Below are 22725 nucleotides of genomic sequence, written 5' to 3'. Positions count from 1 at the left end.
TTAATGAGACAAAAGTAAGTAAAAAAAGATATTTTATATACATTTGCAGAGTAAAAAAGCAAAAGAATCATGAGTAAACAAGAAGTTATTCTCTGCGAAAGCTTGGAAACGAGCCTCGGTCGTGCCATTGAGCTATGTCCGCATGACAAATTATTCGTCCTCACAGACGAGCATACCCAGCGTCTTTGTCTCCCCTCTCTAAAGGAATCGGGGCTGTTGAAAGATGCTGTAGAAATCTGTATCGGAGCAGAAGATGTGCATAAAACTCTGGAAACACTCGCTTCCGTCTGGATGGCATTAAGCACTCAAGGGGCTACCCGCCACTCTTTACTTATCAATCTTGGAGGAGGGATGGTGACAGATCTCGGAGGTTTTGCCGCAGCTACATTCAAACGGGGCATTTCCTATATCAATATACCAACCACCCTGCTCGCCATGGTGGACGCATCAGTGGGGGGTAAAACAGGAATCAACTTCAACGGACTGAAAAATGAAATCGGTGCTTTCGCTCCGGCAAACAGTGTATTGATTGAAACTGAATTCCTACGCACATTGGACACACACAATTTCTTCTCCGGATATGCTGAAATGTTGAAGCATGGTTTGATTAGCAATACGGCACATTGGGCAGAATTGCTCAATTTCGATTCCTCTAGTATTGATTATGCAGCTCTCAAACAATTGGTAGGCCAATCGGTACAAGTGAAAGAAGATATTGTAGAACAGGATCCCTTCGAACATGGAATCCGCAAAGCATTAAATCTGGGACACACCGTAGGACATGCGTTCGAAAGTATGGCACTGGCAGAAAACCGTCCTGTATTACATGGATATGCAGTAGCTTGGGGAATTGTGTGCGAACTGTATCTTTCTCATCTCAAAGTAGGTTTCCCGAAAGAGAAAATGCGGCAAACGATCCAGTTTATCAAGGATAATTATGGTGTATTTACTTTCGACTGCAAGAAATATGACCAACTGTATGCATTTATGACGCATGATAAAAAGAATACTTCAGGTACTATCAATTTCACCTTACTAAAAGATATTGGAGACATTTGCATCAATCAGACTGCCGATAAGGACACTATCTTCGAAATGCTCGACTTCTATCGCGAATGTATGGGAATTTAATCCATCCTACATCAGATATACCACATAGTAAAAGGGAATGAAATAGACTTCATTCCCTTTCTCTTCCCAATCCCTATAGATATTATTGCCTATTGTGAGGCAATTGTCCGCACTATTGTTCTAAGTTACTCATTCGATATTGTGAAAGCGACATTCCTGTATGCTTTCTAAAAAAACGTCCAAGCGACGATTGATTCGCAAAGTTCGTTTTAATCGCTATTTCCTGAATGTTCAGGCTTGTGTTTTTCAACAAAGCCTTGATTTCTAATATGATGTATTCAACAATCCAGTCTTTAGCAGACTTCCCGCTTGTCTCCTTAATTACCATAGTCAGGTATTTGGAAGTAATACACAGTTTATCCGCATAAAAAGCCACATCCTTATTCTCCTTAAAATGCTTCATGATAAGCCCAAAGAATTTATTAGCCAACTCTTCTTTACGGGTATCCCTGCGGGCAGTCATCAAGGTCGATTCCTTTTGATAAGCATTGAACAGTTCCAGATACAGATACCTCAACAAATGAATAATCAGCTCACGCCTATATATATCTTGAGAGGTAACTTTATCTTTTATCATACCCAGATAATTATACATCCGGGGAATATCGCGTTCCGTCTGCGGATACCAGTAATGAGTCCGCATATAGAAAAAGAAATGCGGAGAAAATCTGGGCACACCACTTAACGCATCACTAAACAGTGAAGTAGATATAACCATCGTAACGGTCGAGAAATCTTCACTTGGCTCACTAAATGAGACAAATTGTCCGGGTAATAATATAATCAATTCCTCCGGTTGTATCCAATGTACATCTTCATGCACTGTAATTTTGGCCTTTCCACCTAAACAATATATAATCAAAGCTGATTGATTATTAGAAGGATAAGAAGTCAAAGGAAGATACTTCAGATTTTGATAAAATTTAAAATCGTCACCCAGGACGTATATCTCTAATGTCTCTCTATTTTTAATGTCTAACATTTAACACCTTTCTAAACTAAGTCTTTTTACAAATGTATAACTTCCTAATTTACCACGCACCAAAAATGGAAATATAGTATCATACTAAGGAAGTCAAACACCTTTTATTTACATTAATTTATAAACAAACTCTCTGATTGTTAGTTCATTTATCATTTTCCTATTTCGTTTTATTATAGACTGACCTGGTTTTTATAGTGTTTTTAGGACAAGAAAAGGATTAATGCTTTCAAATGAAAAATAAGTAGATTGTTTTCTAATTCAAGCAAAATTAAAGAAATGTACTTTTATATCACATAAGAGGCAATCAAAAGAACTACTAACTCATTGAGATAAAGATTTGCATGACCACAAGAAAGACTAATAATCAGAATAATAGCTATAAATCGGCACAATTCATACTAGAAAAATCAACGGATTATTTGCTAATTAAAAATTAATCTGTACTTTTGCATCCGCAATTCGGGGTGTAGCTCAGCCCGGTTAGAGTACGCGTCTGGGGGGCGTGTGGTCGCTGGTTCGAATCCAGTCACCCCGACTGGTTAAAGAGGTTAGAAACCGAATGGGTTCTAACCTCTTTTTATTTTAGAAAACAATGAAAGAAGATCCTAGACATATCCATATCAGTGAATACAGTTATCCTCTTCCGGATGAACGTATTGCTAAATTCCCGTTGCCTACCCGCGACCAGTCCAAACTCTTAATATACCGTCGTGGAGAAATCAGTGAAGATGTTTTCACTTCTTTGCCGGAATATCTGCTGCAAGGCAGTCTGATGATATTCAATAATACAAAAGTCATTCAGGCGCGCCTCCATTTTCGAAAAGAGACGGGAGCACTGATCGAAGTGTTTTGTCTTGAACCGATCCAGCCAAACGATTATGTCTTGAATTTCCAACAGACAGCACATGCCGCCTGGCTTTGCATGATCGGCAATCTGAAGAAATGGAAAGACGGACAGTTGAAACGGGAAATGACCGTCAAAGGATTCCCTATTACTCTGACCGCTACCCGAGGAGAATGTAAAGGAACCAGCCATTGGGTAGATTTTGCATGGGATAATCCGGAAGTGACGTTTGCCGATATCCTTGAAGTATTCGGAGAACTTCCTATTCCTCCTTACTTAAACCGGGATACGGAAGAAAGTGACAAGGAGACTTATCAGACTGTTTATTCTAAGATTAAAGGTTCGGTAGCTGCGCCTACGGCGGGATTACATTTTACTCCACGAGTATTGGATGCTCTTCAAGAAAAAGGGATTGATCTTGAAGAATTAACTCTACATGTAGGAGCAGGCACATTCAAACCTGTAAAAAGTGAAGAAATCGAAGGTCATGAGATGCACACGGAATATATATCGGTCAACCGGAGTACCATCAAAAAACTGATTGACCATGACGGTTGTGCTATTGCAGTAGGAACTACTTCTGTACGGACTCTGGAAAGCCTGTATCACATTGGAGTCACATTGGCTGAAAATCCGTATGCTACGGAAGAAGAACTACGTGTCAAACAATGGCAGCCTTATGAAAAGTACGACCAAATTCCTCCCGTTGTTGCGCTGCAAAAGATATTAGGATATCTCGACAGGAATGGTTTGGAAACCCTTCACACCAGTACACAGATTATCATAGCACCGGGATACAATTATAAAATAGTGAAAGCGATGGTTACTAATTTCCATCAGCCGCAAAGTACCTTGCTGCTTTTAGTTTCAGCTTTTGTAAAAGGGAATTGGCGCACTATTTATGATTATGCACTGGCGCATGATTTCCGATTCCTAAGTTATGGAGATTCTTCTTTATTAATACCATAAGAAATCCTCCTCTCCGAAAGATTTTACGCAATATAAGAGACACTATGCCAAGCGATAATAACCAGGAAATGTTCCCTATCGTAGACGAACAGGGAAATATCATCGGAGCCGCCACTCGCGGAGAATGCCACAGCGGTAGCAAACTGCTTCATCCGGTGGTTCACCTTCACGTATTCAATGCCCAAGGAGACATCTACTTACAGAAACGCCCCGAATGGAAAGACATTCAACCGGGGAAATGGGATACAGCTGTGGGTGGACATATTGATTTGGGCGAAAGCGTAGAAATCGCCCTAAAGAGAGAAGTCCGTGAAGAATTGGGCATCACAGACTTCACTCCCGAGCTTCTCACCAGTTATGTTTTTGAATCCAGCCGTGAAAAAGAGCTTGTTTTTGTCCACAAAACCGTTTATGAGGAAGAAATCCATCCCAGCGACGAACTGGACGGTGGACGATTTTGGAAGATCGAAGAAATAAAAGAAAATCTGGGTAAAGGAATCTTCACTCCCAACTTCGAAGAAGAGCTGAAAAAAGTCTCTCTTATTCCTTCTCTATCCAAGTAATAATCTTTTCAGAGAACGGACTTTCTTTCGGAGACACAACTCCCGCCCAATGTCCGTTCTCATCAATCATAAACTTCTGAAAATTCCACTGAACCGGTGCGTTTTCTTTTCCATTCTGTTTTTTCTCCGTCAACCATTGATAAAGAGGAGCCATATCTTTTCCTTTAACGGGAATCTTAGCCATCATCGGAAAAGTAACATCATAGTTCAAAGAACAGAACTTGGCTATTTCCTCATTACTACCCGGTTCTTGTCCCATAAAGTTATTCGCCGGAAAACCGATAACAACAAAGTCTTTTTCTTTATATTTCTCATATAGTTTCTCCAGTTGAGCATACTGGGGCGTCAGCCCACACTTAGATGCCACGTTGACTACCAGCACTTTCTTACCTTTCAGTGAAGAAAGAGGAAAGTCCTTACCATCAATAGTTTTCACTGTAAAATCATAAAAAGACTTGTTTTGCGCTTCCGAAGAAATTGCAAACAACAGGCTTACCATCATCAAGACGAATGTTTTCATGCTGAATATACATTTAGTTTGTTTTTATATTAAACGAGTAAACTGAAAGAAATGTTTGTTCAGCAGTGAAACAAGAACTATGATTTTACATCTTTCAATTCCCAAATCCGTCACTTCACCCCACAATCTTTCCGCTTCATTTATTCTTAGTGATAACGGATGAAGATAGGTAGTAATTTTGTACCGTGAAATAATAATACAACAAAAATCATGTTTACAGCTATTGTACGTTTTTCAATCAAGAAGAAGCTGTTTGTAGGACTCACTACTCTCTTCCTGTTTATCGGAGGTATCTATGCGATGCTGACACTACCTATTGATGCCGTGCCCGACATTACCAATAATCAGGTACAAATAGTGACCGTATCTCCTACACTCGCGCCACAAGAGGTGGAACAACTCATCACTATGCCTATCGAAATAGCGATGAGCAATATTATGAATGTCGAAGATATCCGTTCTGTCAGCCGCTTCGGGTTATCGGTCGTAACGGTCGTTTTTAAAGAAAGTGTCCCCACACTCGATGCACGGCAGTTGATAAATGAACAAATACAAAGCGTAACAAGCGAGATTCCCTCCGAACTCGGAACACCGGAGATGATGCCCATCACCACCGGTTTGGGAGAGATTTACCAGTATATATTAAAGGTAGCTCCCGGATATGAGAAGAAATATGACGCAATGGAACTCCGCACCATTCAAGACTGGATGGTGAAACGTCAGTTGTCCGGTATCCCCGGTATAGTAGAAATCAATAGTTTCGGCGGTTACCTGAAACAATATGAAGTAGCCGTCGACCCGGACGCCCTGTTTTCTTTGAATATCACTATCGGCGAGGTGTTCGAAGCACTTAGCAGCAACAACCAAAATACCGGAGGAAGCTACATTGAGAAGATAAAGAATGCCTACTATATCCGGTCGGAAGGTATGATTACCCGCATCAAGGATATTGAACAGATTGTAGTGACCAACCGGAATGGGATTCCGGTACATATCAGTGATGTAGGAGTTGTCCGCTTCGGTTCCCCAAAGCGTTTCGGTGCCATGACAAAGGATGGTGAGGGCGAGTGTGTCGGCGGAATTGCCATGATGCTAAAAGGTGCCAACGCAAATGTAGTGACTCAAGAACTCGAAAAACGGGTAGAAAAAATACAGCAGCTATTACCCGAAGGAGTCAGTATAGAACCTTACTTGAACCGTTCGGAACTGGTAAACCGGAACATCTCTACAGTTGTCAACAACCTGATTGAAGGAGCGGTTATCGTCTTCCTTGTACTCATCCTCTTCCTCGGCAACCTCCGTGCCGGACTGATTGTCGCATCCGTCATCCCGCTGGCAATGCTCTTCGCTTTTATCATGATGCGTGTATTCAATGTCACCGCCAATCTAATGAGTCTCGGTGCCATTGACTTTGGTATTGTAGTAGATGGCTCTATCGTTATCTTGGAAGGTATCCTCGCCCACATTTACGGAAAACAATTCCGAGGCCGCACACTGACCCGCAAAGAGATGGACAAAGAAGTGGAAAAAGGAGCTTCCGGCGTTGCACGTTCGGCCACTTTTGCAGTGTTGATTATCCTTATCGTCTTCTTCCCCATCCTTACATTGAACGGGATTGAAGGGAAATATTTCACTCCTATGGCTAAAACACTTGTGTTCTGCATTATCGGAGCCTTAATTCTTTCACTGACTTATGTTCCCATGATGGCCTCCCTCTTTCTGAAGCATACCATTGTTGTGAAACCCACCCTTGCCGACCGCTTCTTCGAGAAACTGAACAAGACCTACCAGCACACCCTGCGAGCCTGTCTTCGTCACAAATGGCGTACCGTCATCGTAGCCTTCTCCGCGCTGATTGGTTCACTTTTTCTCTTTACCCGCCTGGGAGCAGAATTCATTCCTACTTTGGACGAAGGAGATTTTGCCATGCAAATGACACTACCCGCAGGAAGTTCGCTGACCGAAAGTATCGAAGTATCCCGCTTGGCAGAGAAAGCATTAATGGACAAATTCCCTGAAATCAAACATGTTGTAGCCAAAATAGGAACGGCGGAAGTTCCCACCGACCCGATGGCAGTGGAAGATGCCGATGTGATGATTATCATGAAACCATTTAAAGAATGGACAAGTGCCGGAAGCCGTGCAGAAATGGTGGATAAAATGAAAGATGCACTTGCTCCGCTCTCCGAACCTGCCGAATTCAACTTCTCGCAACCGATACAGCTTCGCTTCAACGAACTGATGACGGGAGCAAAAGCAGATATTGCCATCAAATTATATGGAGAAGATACGCACGAATTATATGAAAGAGCCAAAGAAGCAGCTACCTTTGTAGAGAAAGTGCCGGGAGCAGCAGATGTCATCGTTGAGCAGACGATGGGATTACCCCAATTAGTAGTGAAATACAACCGTGGCAAAATAGCCCGTTACGGCATCAACATACAAGAGCTTAACACCATTATCCGAACTGCCTATGCCGGAGAGTCAACAGGTGTAATCTTTGAAAACGAACGGAGATTCGATCTCGTGGTCCGGCTTGACCAGGAGAAAGTGGCCGACTTGAATCTTGATAAGTTGTTTGTACGCACTTCGGAAGGAATTCAAATTCCTGTTGGAGAGGTAGCAAGCATCGACCTTGTCAGTGGGCCACTGCAAATCAACCGGGATGCAACCAAACGGCGCATCGTCATCGGGGTCAATGTGCGTGACGCAGACATCCAGCAAGTTGTCTCCAATATTCAAGAGACACTGAACAAGAACATAAAACTGAAACCGGGATATTACTTCGAATACGGCGGCCAGTTCGAAAACTTGCAAAATGCCATCAATACCTTACTGGTGGTCATCCCCGTAGCATTAATGCTCATTCTATTGATTCTGTTCTTCGCATTCAAGAACATCACCTATACCCTGATGGTATTCTCAACCGTCCCCCTATCGCTCATCGGTGGTATCGCCGCACTTTGGCTACGCGGGCTCCCGTTTAGCATATCGGCCGGAGTAGGATTCATCGCCTTGTTCGGGGTAGCAGTATTGAATGGTATCCTGATGGTAAATCACTTCAACGAACTTCGTAAACAAAATACCTATTCCATGACTACAAACCAGATTATCAAAAGAGGGACTCCACACTTGCTCCGTCCTGTATTCCTGACAGGACTGGTTGCATCTTTGGGATTCGTCCCGATGGCAATAGCCACTTCAGCCGGCGCAGAAGTACAACGTCCGTTGGCAACAGTGGTCATCGGTGGCTTGATTATTTCTACCGTACTGACTTTACTCATCATTCCAGTGTTTTACAAAATTGTAAATTCATTTGCTACCTGGAGACGTCCGGGAATCAAACTGCGCCGGCCTTTCGGGGGATTGTGTCTCCTGTTCTTGTTTCTTCCCGCGTTCGTTTCCGCTCAACAGACACAAACAGTCAGTCTCGAACAGGCCATAGAAATAGCCAAACAAAATCATCCTCGCCTGAAAATAGCCAATAATGCTATTCAACAAGCCAAAGCCACTCGCGGAGAAGTGATAGAAGCAACGCCTACCTCGTTCAGCTATTCCTGGGGTCAACTTAACGGAGAAAACAAAAAAGACAAGGAACTGACTTTCGAGCAAAGCCTGGGCTCCCTTCTAACGCCATTCTACAAGAATGCGTTAGTCAACCGTCAGGTAAAAACGAACACCTATTATCGGCAGATGGTAGAGAAAGAAATCACAGCAGAAGTGAAAAGGGCGTGGGCCTACTACCAATATGCCACTAACCTCTGTTCAATGTATCGGGATCAGGATAAAATGGCAGAAGAACTGCAGCGCATCGGAGAATTACGATACCAACAAGGAGAGATTACCTTACTAGAGAAAAATATGATGACCACCATAGCTGCCGATCTGCATAACCGCTGGTTCCAAGCAAAAGAAGAAGAGAAAATGGCATTGGCACGTTTCCAATGGAGTTGCTACTCCAACGATCCCATTGTTCCGGTGGATTCCACTTTATCCTTATTCTATACCGGCATTTCGGATGGAAACCTGTCGGGAGCACATACTGCCTACTTTCAAAGCCAGGCAGATGAAGCGAAAGCAATGCTCCGTGTAGAGCAGAGCCATTTCTTTCCTGAAATCAGTGTGGGGTATACCCGTCAGGACATTCTCCCACTTAAGAATCTGAATGCCTGGATGATCGGGGTTTCTTTCCCCATCTACTTCCTACCACAAAAGAGCAAAGTGAAGCAGGCACGGCTAACTGCTACTTCAGCGCAAATACAGGCAGATGCCAACATCCGGGAGTTAAGAAATAAGACACTCGAACTGGAAGCATCCCTTCGCAGATATAATGAGAGTTTACGATATTATACCTCTTCTGCCTTGAAAGAAGCGGATGAACTGACAAAGGCAGCCAACCTGCAATTGCAGCAGAGCGAAACAGGCATTGCCGAATATATACAGTCGATTACCACCGCCAGAGAGATACGCAGAGGCTATATTGAAACAGTCTACCAATACAATATTGCTGCACTGGAATATGAACTTTTCAAGTAGGTGGAAAATCGAGACATTGAATGAGATACATCACCCTGAATAATTATTATAAAACATAAGATATGAAAAAAATAGTTTATCCCATCCTTTTACTAGTTCTAACGGCTTGCAAAGGAAACCAGCAAACTACAAATAACGAATCCGCCGCAATTCCCGTTGCCGAAACGATAGCAGATACCATCGCACAACCCGAAGTGGATGCCATCACTTCAGCTACCTCAAAGCCTAATCAGGTTTCGTTCAACGGACGAATCGTTCTTCCTCCTCAACGTCAGGCAACCATTGCTTTAACCATGGGAGGCATTGTAAAAAAAGCTTCTCTGCTTCCAGGGCAATGGGTGGCTGCAAACAGTGTAATCGCCACGTTAGAGAATCCGGAGTTCATCACCCTGCAACAAACTTATCTGGACAGTCACGCACAGACCGAATATCTCTTAGCTGAATACGAACGGCAAAAAAATCTGTCTGCCGAACAAGCAGCTTCTCAAAAGAAATTCCAGCAAAGTAAAGCGGACTTTCTCTCCATGAAGAGTCGCCAGGACGCCGCTGCTGCACAACTTTCTCTTTTAGGCGTTCAAACGGAGGCATTACTTAAGAACGGAATACAACCGCTACTGGAAGTCAAAGCCCCTATTAGTGGTTATGCCGCTAATGTAGAGATGAATATCGGCAAATATATCAATCCGGGAGAAGCACTTTGCGAACTTATCGATAAAAGCAGCCCGATGCTTTGCCTGACTACTTACGAGAAAGATCTTGCAGACATACAAGTCGGCAGCCCGGTACAGTTTCGTGTAAACGGAATGGGGACACAAACCTTTCACGGTATCGTGATTTCCATCGGACAAAAAGTAGACGAAACCAATCGTTCGCTCGAAGTGTATGCTTCCATCAAGGAGGAAAATGTACAATTCCGCCCCGGTATGTATGTCACGGCACACATTCAGAAACAATAATTGACCAACTGTGACAACAGCATTGACATTTTATAACCGGTAACTCATAATTTACCACTATCTTTGTTGTATGATAGCCAAAGCAATAAAAAAAGATAAATATATACTTTCCACAGTCATCATCTCCTTAGCGGTTGCTGTACTGATTCATTTTCCTGAATCAGTATCTCTTTTCGACCGTTTCGAAAGTCATTCCTTATTCCCGGGGATGAAGTTTATAGATGTGGCAAACGAAATACTTTTTACCTTTCTGTCGCTATTGTTACTTTTTGCCATCAATACCCGTTTGTTTCATTTCAATCAGGCGTCCATTAAAATTACAGGGACAAAGATTTTGCTTTCCTTTATCGTGACATGGATATTGAGTAACTTGTCAGGACAGTTTTTTGTTTTCCTTCACAGAACGTTTGATATTCCGGCCATCGATGCCATGGTACATCATTATTTGCATCCATTGCGGGATTTCATTGTGGCATGTCTCGTCACCAGTAGTTGCTGCATCATTCATCTTATATTCAAGCAGCAACTGGTACTTATTGAAAACGAACAGCTTCAGGCAGAGAATCTCCGCAATCAGTATGAAGTACTGAAGAATCAGCTGAACCCACACATGCTGTTCAACTCGCTGAATACCCTGCGTTCGCTGGTACGCGAAAATCAAGATAAAGCGCAGGATTACATTCAGGAACTCTCCCGGGTACTAAGGTATACTTTGCAAAGTAATGAGTCACAATGTGTCAGTCTCCGGGAAGAAATGGAATTTGTTTCCGCTTATATATTTCTATTAAAGATGCGTTTTGAGAACAATCTACAATTCGACATACAGATAAGCAATGCCTACGAAGAATATCTCCTCCCTCCAATGGCGGTGCAAGTGTTGATTGAGAATGCAGTAAAGCACAACGAAATCAGCAACCGGAAGCCGTTGACCATTCATATCACGACGGACGATAACGGCAATTTGTCTATCAGCAACGACATTCAGCCCAAATGGACTGCAACTTCCGGAACCGGTATCGGACTTGCCAACCTTGCCAAGCGATACAGGCTTTTGTTTAAACGGGATATACAAATAACGGAGGACAGAGAGTTTACAGTTTGTATTCCTTTGATTGAAAAATCACAACTAGAACAATAATCACCATGAAGATTGTCATTATAGAAGACGAAAAAGCAGCAGTACGAAACCTGACTTCACTGCTTAATGAGATAAAACCGAATGGAGAAATCGTGACCATACTGGATAGTATCAGTTCCACTATCGAATGGTTCAGTTCTCATCCGATGCCGGAACTGGTATTCATGGATATTCACCTGGCAGATGGTTCCGCCTTCGAGATATTCAATCATATCAATATTACTTGTCCGATTATCTTTACAACTGCCTATGATGAATATGCGTTACGTGCATTCAAAGTAAACAGCATCGACTACTTATTAAAACCCATCGGTAAGGAAGACATAGAACACGCTTTCGATAAGCTCCAAGGTTTACAAGATGCTGCTGACAAACACCAGTTCCCCTTTCCACAACAGGAGAATGAGCTACTGAAACTGATACATTCACTCCAAAAGCAGGAAAACTATAAAAGTCATTTCCTTATTCCTACCAAAGGAGACAAACTATTGCCCGTTTCTGTAGATATGATACAATTGTTTTATATTAAGGACTGTCAGGTCAAAGTAGTCTTAACCGATGAAACCGAATACTGTTTTTCTCAAACATTAGATGAACTTACGGAGTGTCTCAATCCTTCTCTTTTCTTTCGGGCTAACCGCCAATATCTTATTTCGCGAGAAGCTATTAAAGATATTGACTTATGGTTCAACAGCCGCCTGTCCATCAACTTGTATTATTCAGGAATCAAAGAAAAAATACTTGTCAGCAAAGCCCGAGTAGCAGAGTTTAAAGAGTGGTTCTCTAAGAGAAAACGTTAATTCCGAGGCATTGCCTTCTTAGAACAAATAGCAAAACAAAGTGTTTCGTGCCGTGAAACGATTGGTTTCAACGCTTGAAACAAACAGTTTCAAGCCGCAAAACACTTTGTTTCAAGCCTTGGAAACTTTAGTTTCAAGCCTCTGAAACTGCAGTTTCCCCTAATGGAAACTAAAGTTTCCCGCCTTGAAACCAAAGGTATCCCCTGTTGAAACTTCTATTTACATACAAGCTTATATTTATATGCAGGCATGTTCATTTCAAACGGTGATAGATGAATGATTAGATGATAGGTGGAGAACAATCTATCACCACCCTGAAAGCTCGATGAACAATGCGTTTCAGAAGAATGGTGATAGATTGAAAGATGATTCCCATTTTTACGTATGGAAAGTTAGAATATGTGCCATCATTCAATGACAGCTGCAAAGCCGCCATTTCTAACCATCTTTATAGTTAGCTGTTCTCCGGCTTTCACTTGGGCTGACTTGCAACGATAATCCATCGCCTGACGTCCTGCGTTGATACCATCCTCAAAAGATATCATTTGATAAGAGCGATCTTTATTCAAGAAATCTAACTTTATGGTAAACTCACGTTCCTTTTCACCATTGTTAGTCATTCCTCCTATAAACCACTTATCGCCTTTCCGTTTTGCTACAACGACATATTCACCCGCTTTAGCTTCCAGTGCCACAGTCTCGTCCCACGTTACGGGAACTTGTGTGATGAAACGGGTACAATCTTCATTACGATAATAAAGAGTAGGATTATCCGCCAACATCTGCAGGCCACTTTCAAAAACCACAAAGAGTGCCAACTGATAAGCACGTGTTCCGATACTTGCAGCATTAGGACGTTCCGACCGATATACATTAGGCTGCATACTAATCATCGCTCCGGGAGTATAATCCATCGGACCGACAGCATTACGCATAAACGGTAAATACAGACTATTATCCGGATAACAACCGCCCATTTGTTCCATTCCACGCACTCCTTCGTAAGACAATACATTCGGATATTTATATTCCAGTCCGGCAGGTTTGAAAGAGCCATGAAAATCGACAAACAAATGATGTTTGGCTGCTTCTCGGGCTACCCGTTCGTAAAAGTTGACCATCCACTGATCGCTTCTGTCCATAAAATCAATCTTAAGTCCTTTTACTCCCCATTCATTGAAAGTCTTGAAGAGATCAAAATTGTTTTCTACCGTCAACCATGTCAACCAAAGCACAATCTCTACATTTTTTTCTTTGCCATAACGAATCAACTCGTGCAAGTCTACTTTGGGATTAGGTGTATAAGGATCACGTGTACTTTTAGCCCAACCTTCATCCATAATAATATATGGAATACCAAATTTAGAAGCAAAATCAATGTAATACTTATAAGTATCCAAGTTATAACCGGAAACAAAATTCACATCCGGTCCGTAAGGAGAAGCGTCATTCCACCATTCCCAGCTCACCTGTCCCGGCTTAATCCATGAAACATTCTGAAGTTGATTCTTTTCAGCCAGTTTATAAGTCATTGTATTCTCAATCAACTGCTTATCATTTTTACTTATCACAAAGTAACGCCAAGGATAATTTCTCGTACCTTTTGTTTTAGCAATGTAATCAGCTTCTTGAGTAATCTTCACGCTTCGATCACTGTTTTCGGCAAACGCAAGCGGAGCTTTAGGAAAAACAGAGATTGCTCCGTTCGTCCCCGTTCCTTTGAGAAACATACATGGATAATCAGCCAGATCCGACTCGCTGATTAATATTTTATAGTCTTTTTGTGTGTCAATCAATACTGGCAAAACAGCTATCCGTTCTTCAGGCTTCCACGCATTACTTTGAACATGTGTGTAAGGTTCCTCATAAGCTGTATGGAAGCCTCCCGGTTGTTGCAAGTGAAGAAGATAATCCGACGGGAAGTTGATAGCACACTCTTCGTTCATTACTTCAACATCACCTTTTTGTGAGGTAATAAACCGGTAAGCAACTCCATCGTCAAAAGCACGGAATTCTACTGAATAATCTTTAAAGGTCAGTAGCAATTGATTATAACGATTATTGACTTTCGCATATTTCAAAGGAACAATAGGAGTTAATTGCTCGTCGACACTCGTACGTTTCTGACGGCGCAGTTTGGGATTTTGTCCCAACACCTGATTCCTCAATGTCAACTGAAGGGAATTGTCTTTCAACAATACATCTCCGTTATAATCTATACTATAATAGATTTTATCCGAGAGATTCAAGGACACTTTCAGCTCTCCATTGGGAGAAATTAACTCTAACTTATTCTGTGCACGAAGTAGTGATGCCAAGCACAAACACACAACTAACAGGAAATATCTTCTCATGATTTAGATATTTAATTAATAATCGTTTTACAATGGCAAATGTAATAAAAACATCACTTCGTACTATCAAACGGACTGGGTAATACTCCTTCAAAAGTCATTTTCACTGGTTTGATATACACGTTTTCATCAAATTAGCCTGATATTTCATTGTCTTTCCAGGCAACGACAAAGAAGGAGCTACCGCTTCATCCGATACCGCACGCTTATAGTTCGGTTTATTGCTCATGACAAAACGTAGTTTCACGCCATCACGTATATCCTCATATTTCAAATAAGATTTGTCATACTTCTTGCCATTCACATACAATTCCTTTACATACACATTCTTCGGCGACCAATTATCTGCTACCATTTCAATCACTTTTCCGTTGCTCATCCGAACTGTTATTGCCTCAACGCAAGGAGAACCGATGTTATACATATTGCTTGAAGGAGCCACCGGGTAAAAGCCAATGCAATTGAACATATACCAAGCCGACATCTGTCCGCAATCGTCATTGCCACTTAATGCATCCGGAGTATCGCCATAGAAACGTTCAGCAATCGTCCGTACCCACTTCTGACATTTCCAAGGTTCTTTCAAGTAATTATAAAGATACGCTACATGATGGCAAGGTTCATTTCCATGCCAATAGGCTCCGATACGGCCTTGAATATCATGTGCTCCCGGAATGTCATCCGGCAACTCTACTGTGAACAGTTCATCCAACCGGTTGCGGAACCAATCTTCGCCAGCTTCGTTCATATATCCTTGTACATCTTGTGGTACGTACCAGGTATATTGTACAGTAAAGCCTTCCGTAATATCCCCCCATCCATTTACAGATCCGGGTCCCTGATAAGCTACCGGAGTAAACGGTGTACGCCAGTTTCCCTGACTGTCCTTGCCACGCATATACTTCGTTTCCGGATCAATCAAAGTCTGATAAGAGAGTGCACGATTCAAGAAATAACGATAATCATCCTCTTTACCCAAAGCCTTGGCAGCCTGTGCCATGCAATAATCATCATACGCATATTCCAATGTTTTAGATACTGATTCCGCCTCTTTATCGAAAGGCACATATCCCATCATACGATATTCCGGCAAACAGTCATAATTCGGATTCATCGCCGTGGTCTTCATAGCCTCATACGCACGTTCGTAATCGAACCCTTTTACTCCCTTCACAATCATGTCAGCCAATACGGAAACTGCATGATAACCAATCATACACCAAGTCTCATTTCCATAAAACGACCAGATAGGCAGCATTTTCTCCACACTCTTATCATAATGAGCCAACATGGAATTGGCAATATCGGCATTCACTTCCTGCTGCACCAGATTGAACCAGGGATGCAAAGCCCGGTAGGTATCCCAAAGAGAGAATACCGTATAGTTGGTAAATCCTTCGGCTTTCTCTATATTTTTATCTAATCCTCGAAACTGCCCGTCTGCATCCTGAAAGATGAACGGATGCAAAGCCGCATGGTAAGCCGATGTATAGAAAGTTCTTTTCGTTTTACGGTCGGCAGTAAGGGTATATTTTCCAAGTTCTTTTTCCCATAGTGCTTCTCCTTTAGCTTTCAGATCATCGAAAGCGAGTTCGGCAAGTTCCGCCATATTGTTCTTTGCTCCGTTTGTGCTGACCGATGAAATAGCAGTTTTTACAATCACTTCCTCTCCGGCTTTTGTATCAAAAGAGATGCAAGCCATCAGATTCTTTCCCCAAGCCTCATAGCTGCTACGAAACCGGGAGGTATTGTAAATCACCGGTTTCTTATTCTGCATAAAGCGCAAGCCGGTCAACTTTTTAGAGAAAGTAGCCGTGAAATAGATATGCCGTTCCGGTCCCCAGCCTTTTACCAGTTTATATCCGGTGATGGTAGAATCATTTTCCATGCGCAGATTCGCCCATTCACAAGATTGCCATAAAGTATGGTTCATATCAATCATTATAAAAGCTTTATCCGATTGAGGATAGGTGAAGCGAAACATACCACTACGTACCCCTGACGTCATTTCAGCCTTTACTCCATAATCTGACAGTTCCACCGCATAATAATTAGGTGATGCCCATTCCTTTTCATGAGAATAACGTGAACGGTATCCCTTTTCCGGCTCCTCACGTGTCCCCGGATCCAGTTTCATCTCTCCTGTTCCGGGAATAAACAAGAAGTCTCCCAAATCAGGTATACCAGTCCCGCTTAAATGAGTCAGACTGAACCCCAACAAGGTGGAATGATTATATTTATAACCGGAAGCCGCATCATAGTATTTACTATCCGTGTCCGGACTCATCTGAATTCCTCCGAAAGGAATCTGCGCACCCGGATACACATTACCATAACCATCTGTTCCCACAAATGGATTCACATAATCAATCAGTTTCTCGGTTTGAGCCATGCCCGGCAAAATATTCACCAGGCACAGCCATACTAAAAACAATCCTCTTTTACCCATAACACTCACCATATTTACATTATTATGCTTGTATATCACCTACAGCGACCTGATACTCATGCCATAATTCGTCAATACTATATTCATTCCCTAAAATATGTTTGATAGCACCATCGAACGACCAAGGCACCACCTCCAACGTACTGCGATTGAACTTACGCAGGAATTCAGGATCTTTGTTATCACGCAACCAGACAAAGAAATAACCGGCTGTACGATAACCGTCCATATAGTTCCCGCCTTTCGGACGGGCATTCGGTCCGTCAAATCCTCCATTGGCAACCCGCACAGCATCTGCCATTCCCTCGATAAATGCCCAGAACACACGATTGGTTCCATAAGAACCGATTCCTTGCGGTTCCAGCTGATAAGCATGTGTCAGTTCATGCAACAATACCCCGCGCGTTTCGAAAAACAACTTTGCCGTATCATTCGCTGCAAAAGATTTTTCAATATGACGTGTACTGTAGAAAATCGTCACATCACCATTGCCACCGCCTTTAGCAGAAATACCGTTGATATCTTCCAAAGTATAATGTATCTTGTGCACTGCGGGAATACTATCTTCCGGAGAATTGTAAAGAGTAGCTAATACAGTACGTGCCTGTTCCTTGATGTACGATTCAGCATCGGGAATAATCCGGTGATAAATGTCCGATCCCAACGTTTCCGGTGCTTTATCCTCAAACAATATAGCACCTGTATTGTACTCTTTCCATACATCAAAATTATCCTTCACCTGCTTTTGCACACTTGCAGCACAAGCCCCCATACCTACCAGCAGGCAAGCAGCATAGATTAAATGTATCTTTTTCATATTTCTTTATTGATTATTGATTGATTCCGTTAGTTAATGAATAAGGTTTATCCTCCGGTGATAATCCGCGGCGTTTGTTAGGTGACGCACCCATCTTGAATTCAAGCACGCCTCCTTTCAAAATGTCTTCATGTGTAATATACATCTTGTCGTATACTTTGCCGTCCAATTTCAGCGACTGCACGTAACGTTTCTTATCGCTGACACCCGGCGCTTTGATCTCTAATGTTTTTCCATTAGGAAGCGTCATCTTCAGATAAGGTAGGTAGGGCGCTCCCAATACATACTGGTCTGTACCAGGACAAACCGGATAGAAGCCCATCACGGAGAAAAGGTACCATGCTGACATCTGTCCGCAATCATCATTTCCACCCAATCCGTTAATATCATTCTTATACATCTTATTCAGAATCTCACGCAGCCAGTACTGTGATTTCCACGGCTGGGAAGTCCACGCATATAGATAAGGAACATGGTGGCTCGGTTCATTACCATGCACATATCCGCCGACCAAACAGTCTTCCGTAATATCCTCATTATGTTCATAGTACTTCTCCGGCAGATGCATGGAGAACAGTTCATCCAATTTCTGCACGAACGTCCCTTCTCCTCCCATCAAATCGATCATGCCAAATACATCGTGCGGCACATGAAAAGAGAAATTCCATGAATTGCCTTCGATAAAACCTTCACCATAGGTTTGTAATACATCAAACTCTTTCTTGAAAGAACCGTCACTATAACGGGGACGTGCAAAACCAATACTTGTATCATAGATAGTACGATAATTGAGGGCACGCTTTCGGTAAGTCTCCGCTATTTCCTTGTTACCTGCCTTCAAAGCTGTCTGATAGATAGTCCAATCGTCGTATGCATACTCCAAAGTAGAAGAAGCTGCTGTACCACTTTTGTCAAGCGGAATATATCCCAGCTTCATATAATCAGCTATACCTTCATAATACGGAACGGTGGATGTACTGACCATTGCCGCCAATGCCTCATCCACATTCGAAAAGACGCCTTTGGTTATTGCATCCGCCAGTACAGACACAGCATGATAACCGCTCATACACCAGTTTTCATTTCCCATCAGACTCCATATCGGCAACATTCCGTGCACGCTTTGTTGCTCATGTTTAATCATGGATTCCACCATATCCGCATTGCGTCCCGGTTTCACCAGATTCAAGAAAGGATGTTCCGCACGATAGGTATCCCAAAGGGAAAATATAGTGTAGTTGGTAAATCCTTCCGCCCGGTGTATGTTATGATCCAGCCCACGATAGGAACCGTCTACATCCATATACACAGACGGATTAATCATGGTGTGGTAAAGGGAAGTATAGAACATTGCTTTCTGATCGGGCGTACCTTCGATCTCGAAATGCTCCAGTTCGCTATTCCAATCTGTACGAGCAGCTTCCGCCAACTGTTCGAAACTCTTTCCGGAAGCCTCGGCACGCAGATTCTTAATGGCCCCTTCCGTACTGACTGCCGACAATGCCACTTTTACGACCAGTTCCGAATTGTTAGCCGTATCGAAATTAAAGTAAGCCACAATTTTTCGACCTGTGATTTCAGGGAAGTTCTTTTCCATCTTGAAACGACGCCAAAAGCCATTGTACAATACTTTCTCCTTATCCTTATATCCGTAGTCTTTAATCGGCTGTGACAAAGAGATAGCAAAATAGGTATAATTCGTACGCGCCCATCCATTGGTGATACGATATCCGGTCAACAGAGTATCGTTTTCGACTCTCAAATTGGCCCATAGAACTTTGCCGTCATAATTATAAATACCATGCACCAGATCCAAAATCAAATGACCATCTTTTCCTTTCGGGAAGGTATATTTATGTATACCCGTCCGTTGTGTTGCTGTCAGTTGGGCCTTAATGCCATAATCGTCCAGTATCACTTCATAATATCCGGGAACAGCTTTTTCTGTAGCATGGTCAAAACGTGAACGGTATCCCTCTTCCGGATAATCCGCCCGACCGGGATTTAACTTCACATCGCCAACAGCAGGCATCAACAAGATGTCTCCCAAGTCAGAATGTCCCGTACCACTAAGATGAGTGTGACTGAAGCCAACAATGGTCTTGTCCCTATATTGGTAACCGGCACAATACTCGTAGGCATTTTTCTGATAAGCTCCATTTACATTATGCGGAATTGTGTCTGTGTCCGGACTCAACTGTACCCATCCGAAAGGAGTACAAGCACCGGGAAAAGTATGCCCCATTCCATTGGTCCCGATAATCGGATTCACATAGTCTACCGGCTGTTGAGCTATGGCGGACAAAGTTGCTGCCGCCATAGTCATCATCAATACTTTCTTTCTCAAATTATTCATATCAGCTTACTTTGCGTCACGAGAGAATGAATACGGGAAGTCTGATTCGTTGATACCTCTTCCCTTATTCGGTTTGTTATCCATATCAAACACCAGACGACCGCCTTTCAACAGATCGAAATGGTTCAGATAATTCTTTGTATAATTCTTGCCATTATAATTCAATGAACGAATATAACGATTATCATCGTTATTCTTCGGGGCGGAGATTTCCAGTTTCTTGCCGTTCTCCAGTGTAATCGTTGCTTTCTTGAAGTAAGGAGCTCCCATTACATATTCATTGCTGCCGGGACATACCGGATAAAATCCCAATGCAGTAAATACATACCAAGCCGAAGTCTGTCCATTATCTTCATCTCCACAATAACCGTCCGGAGTAGGAAGATAGAGGCGGTTCATCGTCTCACGCAACCAATATTGGGCTTTCCACGGTTCGCCGGCATAGTTATACAAGTAGATCATGTGCTGGATAGGTTGGTTGCCATGTGCATAGTTACCCATGTTAGCAATTTCCATTTCACGAATCTCGTGAATCACTCCTCCATAATAGCTATCATCAAATACAGGAGGAAGATTGAACACAGAATCAAGCATACTGACAAACATCTTCTTGCCGCCCATCAGATCAACCAGTCCTTGTACATCGTGGAATACCGACCATGTATAATGCCAACTATTTCCTTCCGTAAAGGCATCTCCCCATTTAAAAGGGTTGAAAGGAGTCTGGAAAGTTCCGTCAGAATTCTTTCCCCGCATCAACTTAGTTTCCGGATCGAACAGATTACGGTAGTTCTGACTCCTTTTCTTATAAACATCCAGTTCTTCTGCCGGACGGCCTAATTTTTCACCCATACGGTAAATGCACCAGTCATCGTATGCATATTCCAATGTGCGTGCCGCATTCTCATTAATTTTCACATCGTATGGCACATAGCCCAGTTTGTTATAATATTCATATCCACGGCGTCCGGTAGTAGAAACTTTCGGATGTACGCTATTGGCCCCTTTCAGTAGGCCTTCGTACATTTTTTCTGCATCCGCTTTGGTTACATTCTTCATGAAGGCATCCGCCACTACAGAAGCTGAATTGTTCCCAACCATACAACCACGATGGCCCGGGCTTGCCCATTCTGGAAAGAATCCACTTTCAAGATAGGTATTCAACAGGCCTTCCTGCATCTTCTCACCCATTGAAGGATATATCAAATTAACAAATGGAAACAAGCAACGGAAAGTATCCCAGAATCCAGTGTCGGTAAACATATATCCCGAACGGATTTCACCATTATAGGGACTGTAATGTATAGTCTCCCCCTTACCGTTTACCTCGTAAAACATACGGGGAAACAACACCGAACGATACAAGCAAGAGTAGAACGTACGCATACGGTTCTCATCGCTGTCTTCAACCTTGATACGCCCCAAGACATTGTTCCATGCCTTACGACCGGCCTCTTTTGTCTGTTCAAAGGTCTTATTACCAATTTCCTTCAAGTTCAGTTCCGCCTGTTCGGGGCTGATGAATGAGGATGCCACTTTTGCATGCACTTGTTCTCCTTTTTTCGTCGAAAATCCGATAGCAGCACCCACGTGATTGGATTGCAGTTCGAGATGTGTTTCAACCAAATGATAGTCTGCCCATACTTTATTGAAAGTAAAAGGCTTGTCGAACTCTATCACAAAGTAATTCTTAAAGTTTTGAGGAACACCGCCACTATTGCGTGTCGTATAACCAACTATTTTATTTTCTTCGGGAATCACCTTCACATACGAACCGCGGTCGAAAGCATCTACCACCACATAGGCATCAGAGGTTTCAGGGAAAGTGAAACGGAAATATGCGCAACGTTCCGTCGGAGCTATTTCAGTTGTCATGTCATACTCTGACAAATAAACACTGTAATAATAAGGAGTGGCTTTCTCTGCCTTATGAGAGAACCAGGAAGCACGACTATCCTGATCGATCTTCAACTGTTTAGTCATCGGCATGATTGAGAACTGACCGTAGTCATTGATCCACGGACTGGGCTGATGCGTTTGCTTGAAACCTCTGATTTTGTCGGATGCATAAGTGTAAGCCCAACCGTCACCCATCTTTCCGGTTTGTGGCATCCAGAAGTTCATTCCCCAAGGCAACGCGATGGCAGGATATGTATTCCCATTAGATAGTGATATTTTCGAATCAGTTCCCATTAAAGGATTCACATAGTCTACCGGTTGCTTTTGCGCAAAGGTAGAGGAAACTCCCAATAGCAGGGCTATTGCGAAAGATAGTAGTTTCTTTTTGTTCATGGTCTACGAATTAAA

14 protein-coding genes and 1 tRNA gene are annotated in these 22725 nt (G+C 42.6%); 8 read left to right on the top strand and 7 right to left on the bottom strand.

The genetic code is table 11. The annotated features are described in order from the left end of the window. The first annotated feature begins 69 nt into the window (after window positions 1-69). Window positions 70-1131: a 3-dehydroquinate synthase gene (aroB, locus tag BSAG_RS10160; protein ID WP_004305415.1), complete on the top strand. Its 1062-nt coding sequence runs from the start codon at window positions 70-72 to the stop codon at window positions 1129-1131. 112 nt (window positions 1132-1243) lie between these two features. Here aroB and BSAG_RS10165 read toward each other — a convergent pair whose 3' ends face one another. Continuing rightward, window positions 1244-2113 (bottom strand): helix-turn-helix domain-containing protein, encoded by an 870-nt coding sequence (locus BSAG_RS10165; RefSeq protein ID WP_004314597.1) that lies wholly within the window; start codon window positions 2111-2113, stop codon window positions 1244-1246. 463 nt (window positions 2114-2576) lie between these two features. Between BSAG_RS10165 and BSAG_RS10170 the strand changes: the two genes are divergently transcribed. The 3 genes from BSAG_RS10170 to BSAG_RS10180 all read left to right on the top strand — a co-directional run bounded on the left by BSAG_RS10170 (window position 2577) and on the right by BSAG_RS10180 (window position 4492). Continuing rightward, window positions 2577-2651 (top strand) — tRNA-Pro (locus tag BSAG_RS10170). Window positions 2652-2708: 57 nt separating this feature from the next. Continuing rightward, window positions 2709-3929 (top strand): S-adenosylmethionine:tRNA ribosyltransferase-isomerase, encoded by a 1221-nt coding sequence (locus BSAG_RS10175; protein ID WP_004314598.1) that lies wholly within the window; start codon window positions 2709-2711, stop codon window positions 3927-3929. A gap of 44 nt (window positions 3930-3973) precedes the next feature. After that, window positions 3974-4492, top strand: a complete 519-nt coding sequence (locus BSAG_RS10180; protein WP_004314599.1) for an NUDIX hydrolase — start codon at window positions 3974-3976, stop codon at window positions 4490-4492. On the opposite strand, the gene BSAG_RS10185 is transcribed toward BSAG_RS10180, so the two are convergent. Continuing rightward, window positions 4470-5012 carry a glutathione peroxidase gene (locus BSAG_RS10185; protein ID WP_008016018.1) on the bottom strand — a complete coding sequence of 181 codons (543 nt, stop codon included), beginning with the start codon at window positions 5010-5012 and terminating at the stop codon, window positions 4470-4472. The genes BSAG_RS10180 and BSAG_RS10185 overlap by 23 nt on opposite strands. 210 nt (window positions 5013-5222) lie before the next feature. On the opposite strand from BSAG_RS10185, the gene BSAG_RS10190 reads away from it, so the two are divergent. The 4 genes from BSAG_RS10190 (at window position 5223) to BSAG_RS10205 (ending at window position 12442) form a co-directional block, all read left to right on the top strand. After that, a complete protein-coding gene (locus tag BSAG_RS10190) occupies window positions 5223-9548 on the top strand; it encodes a CusA/CzcA family heavy metal efflux RND transporter (RefSeq protein WP_008016017.1) in 4326 nt (1441 codons plus the stop codon). Window positions 9549-9610: 62 nt separating this feature from the next. Continuing rightward, a complete protein-coding gene (locus tag BSAG_RS10195; RefSeq protein WP_004313050.1) occupies window positions 9611-10504 on the top strand; it encodes an efflux RND transporter periplasmic adaptor subunit in 894 nt (297 codons plus the stop codon). Window positions 10505-10574: 70 nt separating this feature from the next. Further along, entirely contained in the window at window positions 10575-11642 is a 1068-nt protein-coding gene (locus tag BSAG_RS10200) for a sensor histidine kinase (protein WP_004313051.1), read from the top strand. 5 nt (window positions 11643-11647) lie between these two features. After that, window positions 11648-12442 carry a LytR/AlgR family response regulator transcription factor gene (locus BSAG_RS10205; RefSeq protein ID WP_004311025.1) on the top strand — a complete coding sequence of 265 codons (795 nt, stop codon included), beginning with the start codon at window positions 11648-11650 and terminating at the stop codon, window positions 12440-12442. A 407-nt stretch (window positions 12443-12849) separates the two neighbouring features. On the opposite strand, the gene BSAG_RS10210 is transcribed toward BSAG_RS10205, so the two are convergent. The 5 genes from BSAG_RS10210 to BSAG_RS10230 all read right to left on the bottom strand — a co-directional run bounded on the left by BSAG_RS10210 (window position 12850) and on the right by BSAG_RS10230 (window position 22710). Then, window positions 12850-14796, bottom strand: a complete 1947-nt coding sequence (locus BSAG_RS10210; RefSeq protein ID WP_004313052.1) for a glycoside hydrolase family 97 protein — start codon at window positions 14794-14796, stop codon at window positions 12850-12852. A 103-nt stretch (window positions 14797-14899) separates the two neighbouring features. Continuing rightward, window positions 14900-17257 carry a GH92 family glycosyl hydrolase gene (locus BSAG_RS10215; protein ID WP_004313053.1) on the bottom strand — a complete coding sequence of 786 codons (2358 nt, stop codon included), beginning with the start codon at window positions 17255-17257 and terminating at the stop codon, window positions 14900-14902. A gap of 10 nt (window positions 17258-17267) precedes the next feature. Continuing rightward, complete coding sequence (locus tag BSAG_RS10220) at window positions 17268-18062, bottom strand: basic secretory family protein (RefSeq protein ID WP_004313054.1); 795 nt, start codon at window positions 18060-18062, stop codon at window positions 17268-17270. A 13-nt stretch (window positions 18063-18075) separates the two neighbouring features. Then, complete coding sequence (locus tag BSAG_RS10225) at window positions 18076-20418, bottom strand: GH92 family glycosyl hydrolase (RefSeq protein WP_004313056.1); 2343 nt, start codon at window positions 20416-20418, stop codon at window positions 18076-18078. Window positions 20419-20424: 6 nt separating this feature from the next. Beyond that, window positions 20425-22710 (bottom strand): GH92 family glycosyl hydrolase, encoded by a 2286-nt coding sequence (locus tag BSAG_RS10230; protein ID WP_004311030.1) that lies wholly within the window; start codon window positions 22708-22710, stop codon window positions 20425-20427. Between the last annotated feature and the right edge of the window lie 15 nt (window positions 22711-22725).

The sequence above is a fragment of the Bacteroides sp. D1 genome, from assembly GCF_000157095.2.
GTDB lineage: Bacteria > Bacteroidota > Bacteroidia > Bacteroidales > Bacteroidaceae > Bacteroides > Bacteroides xylanisolvens.
Note: the sequence above shows the minus strand (reverse complement) of the source record. Positions and strands in the feature narration are given on the sequence as shown.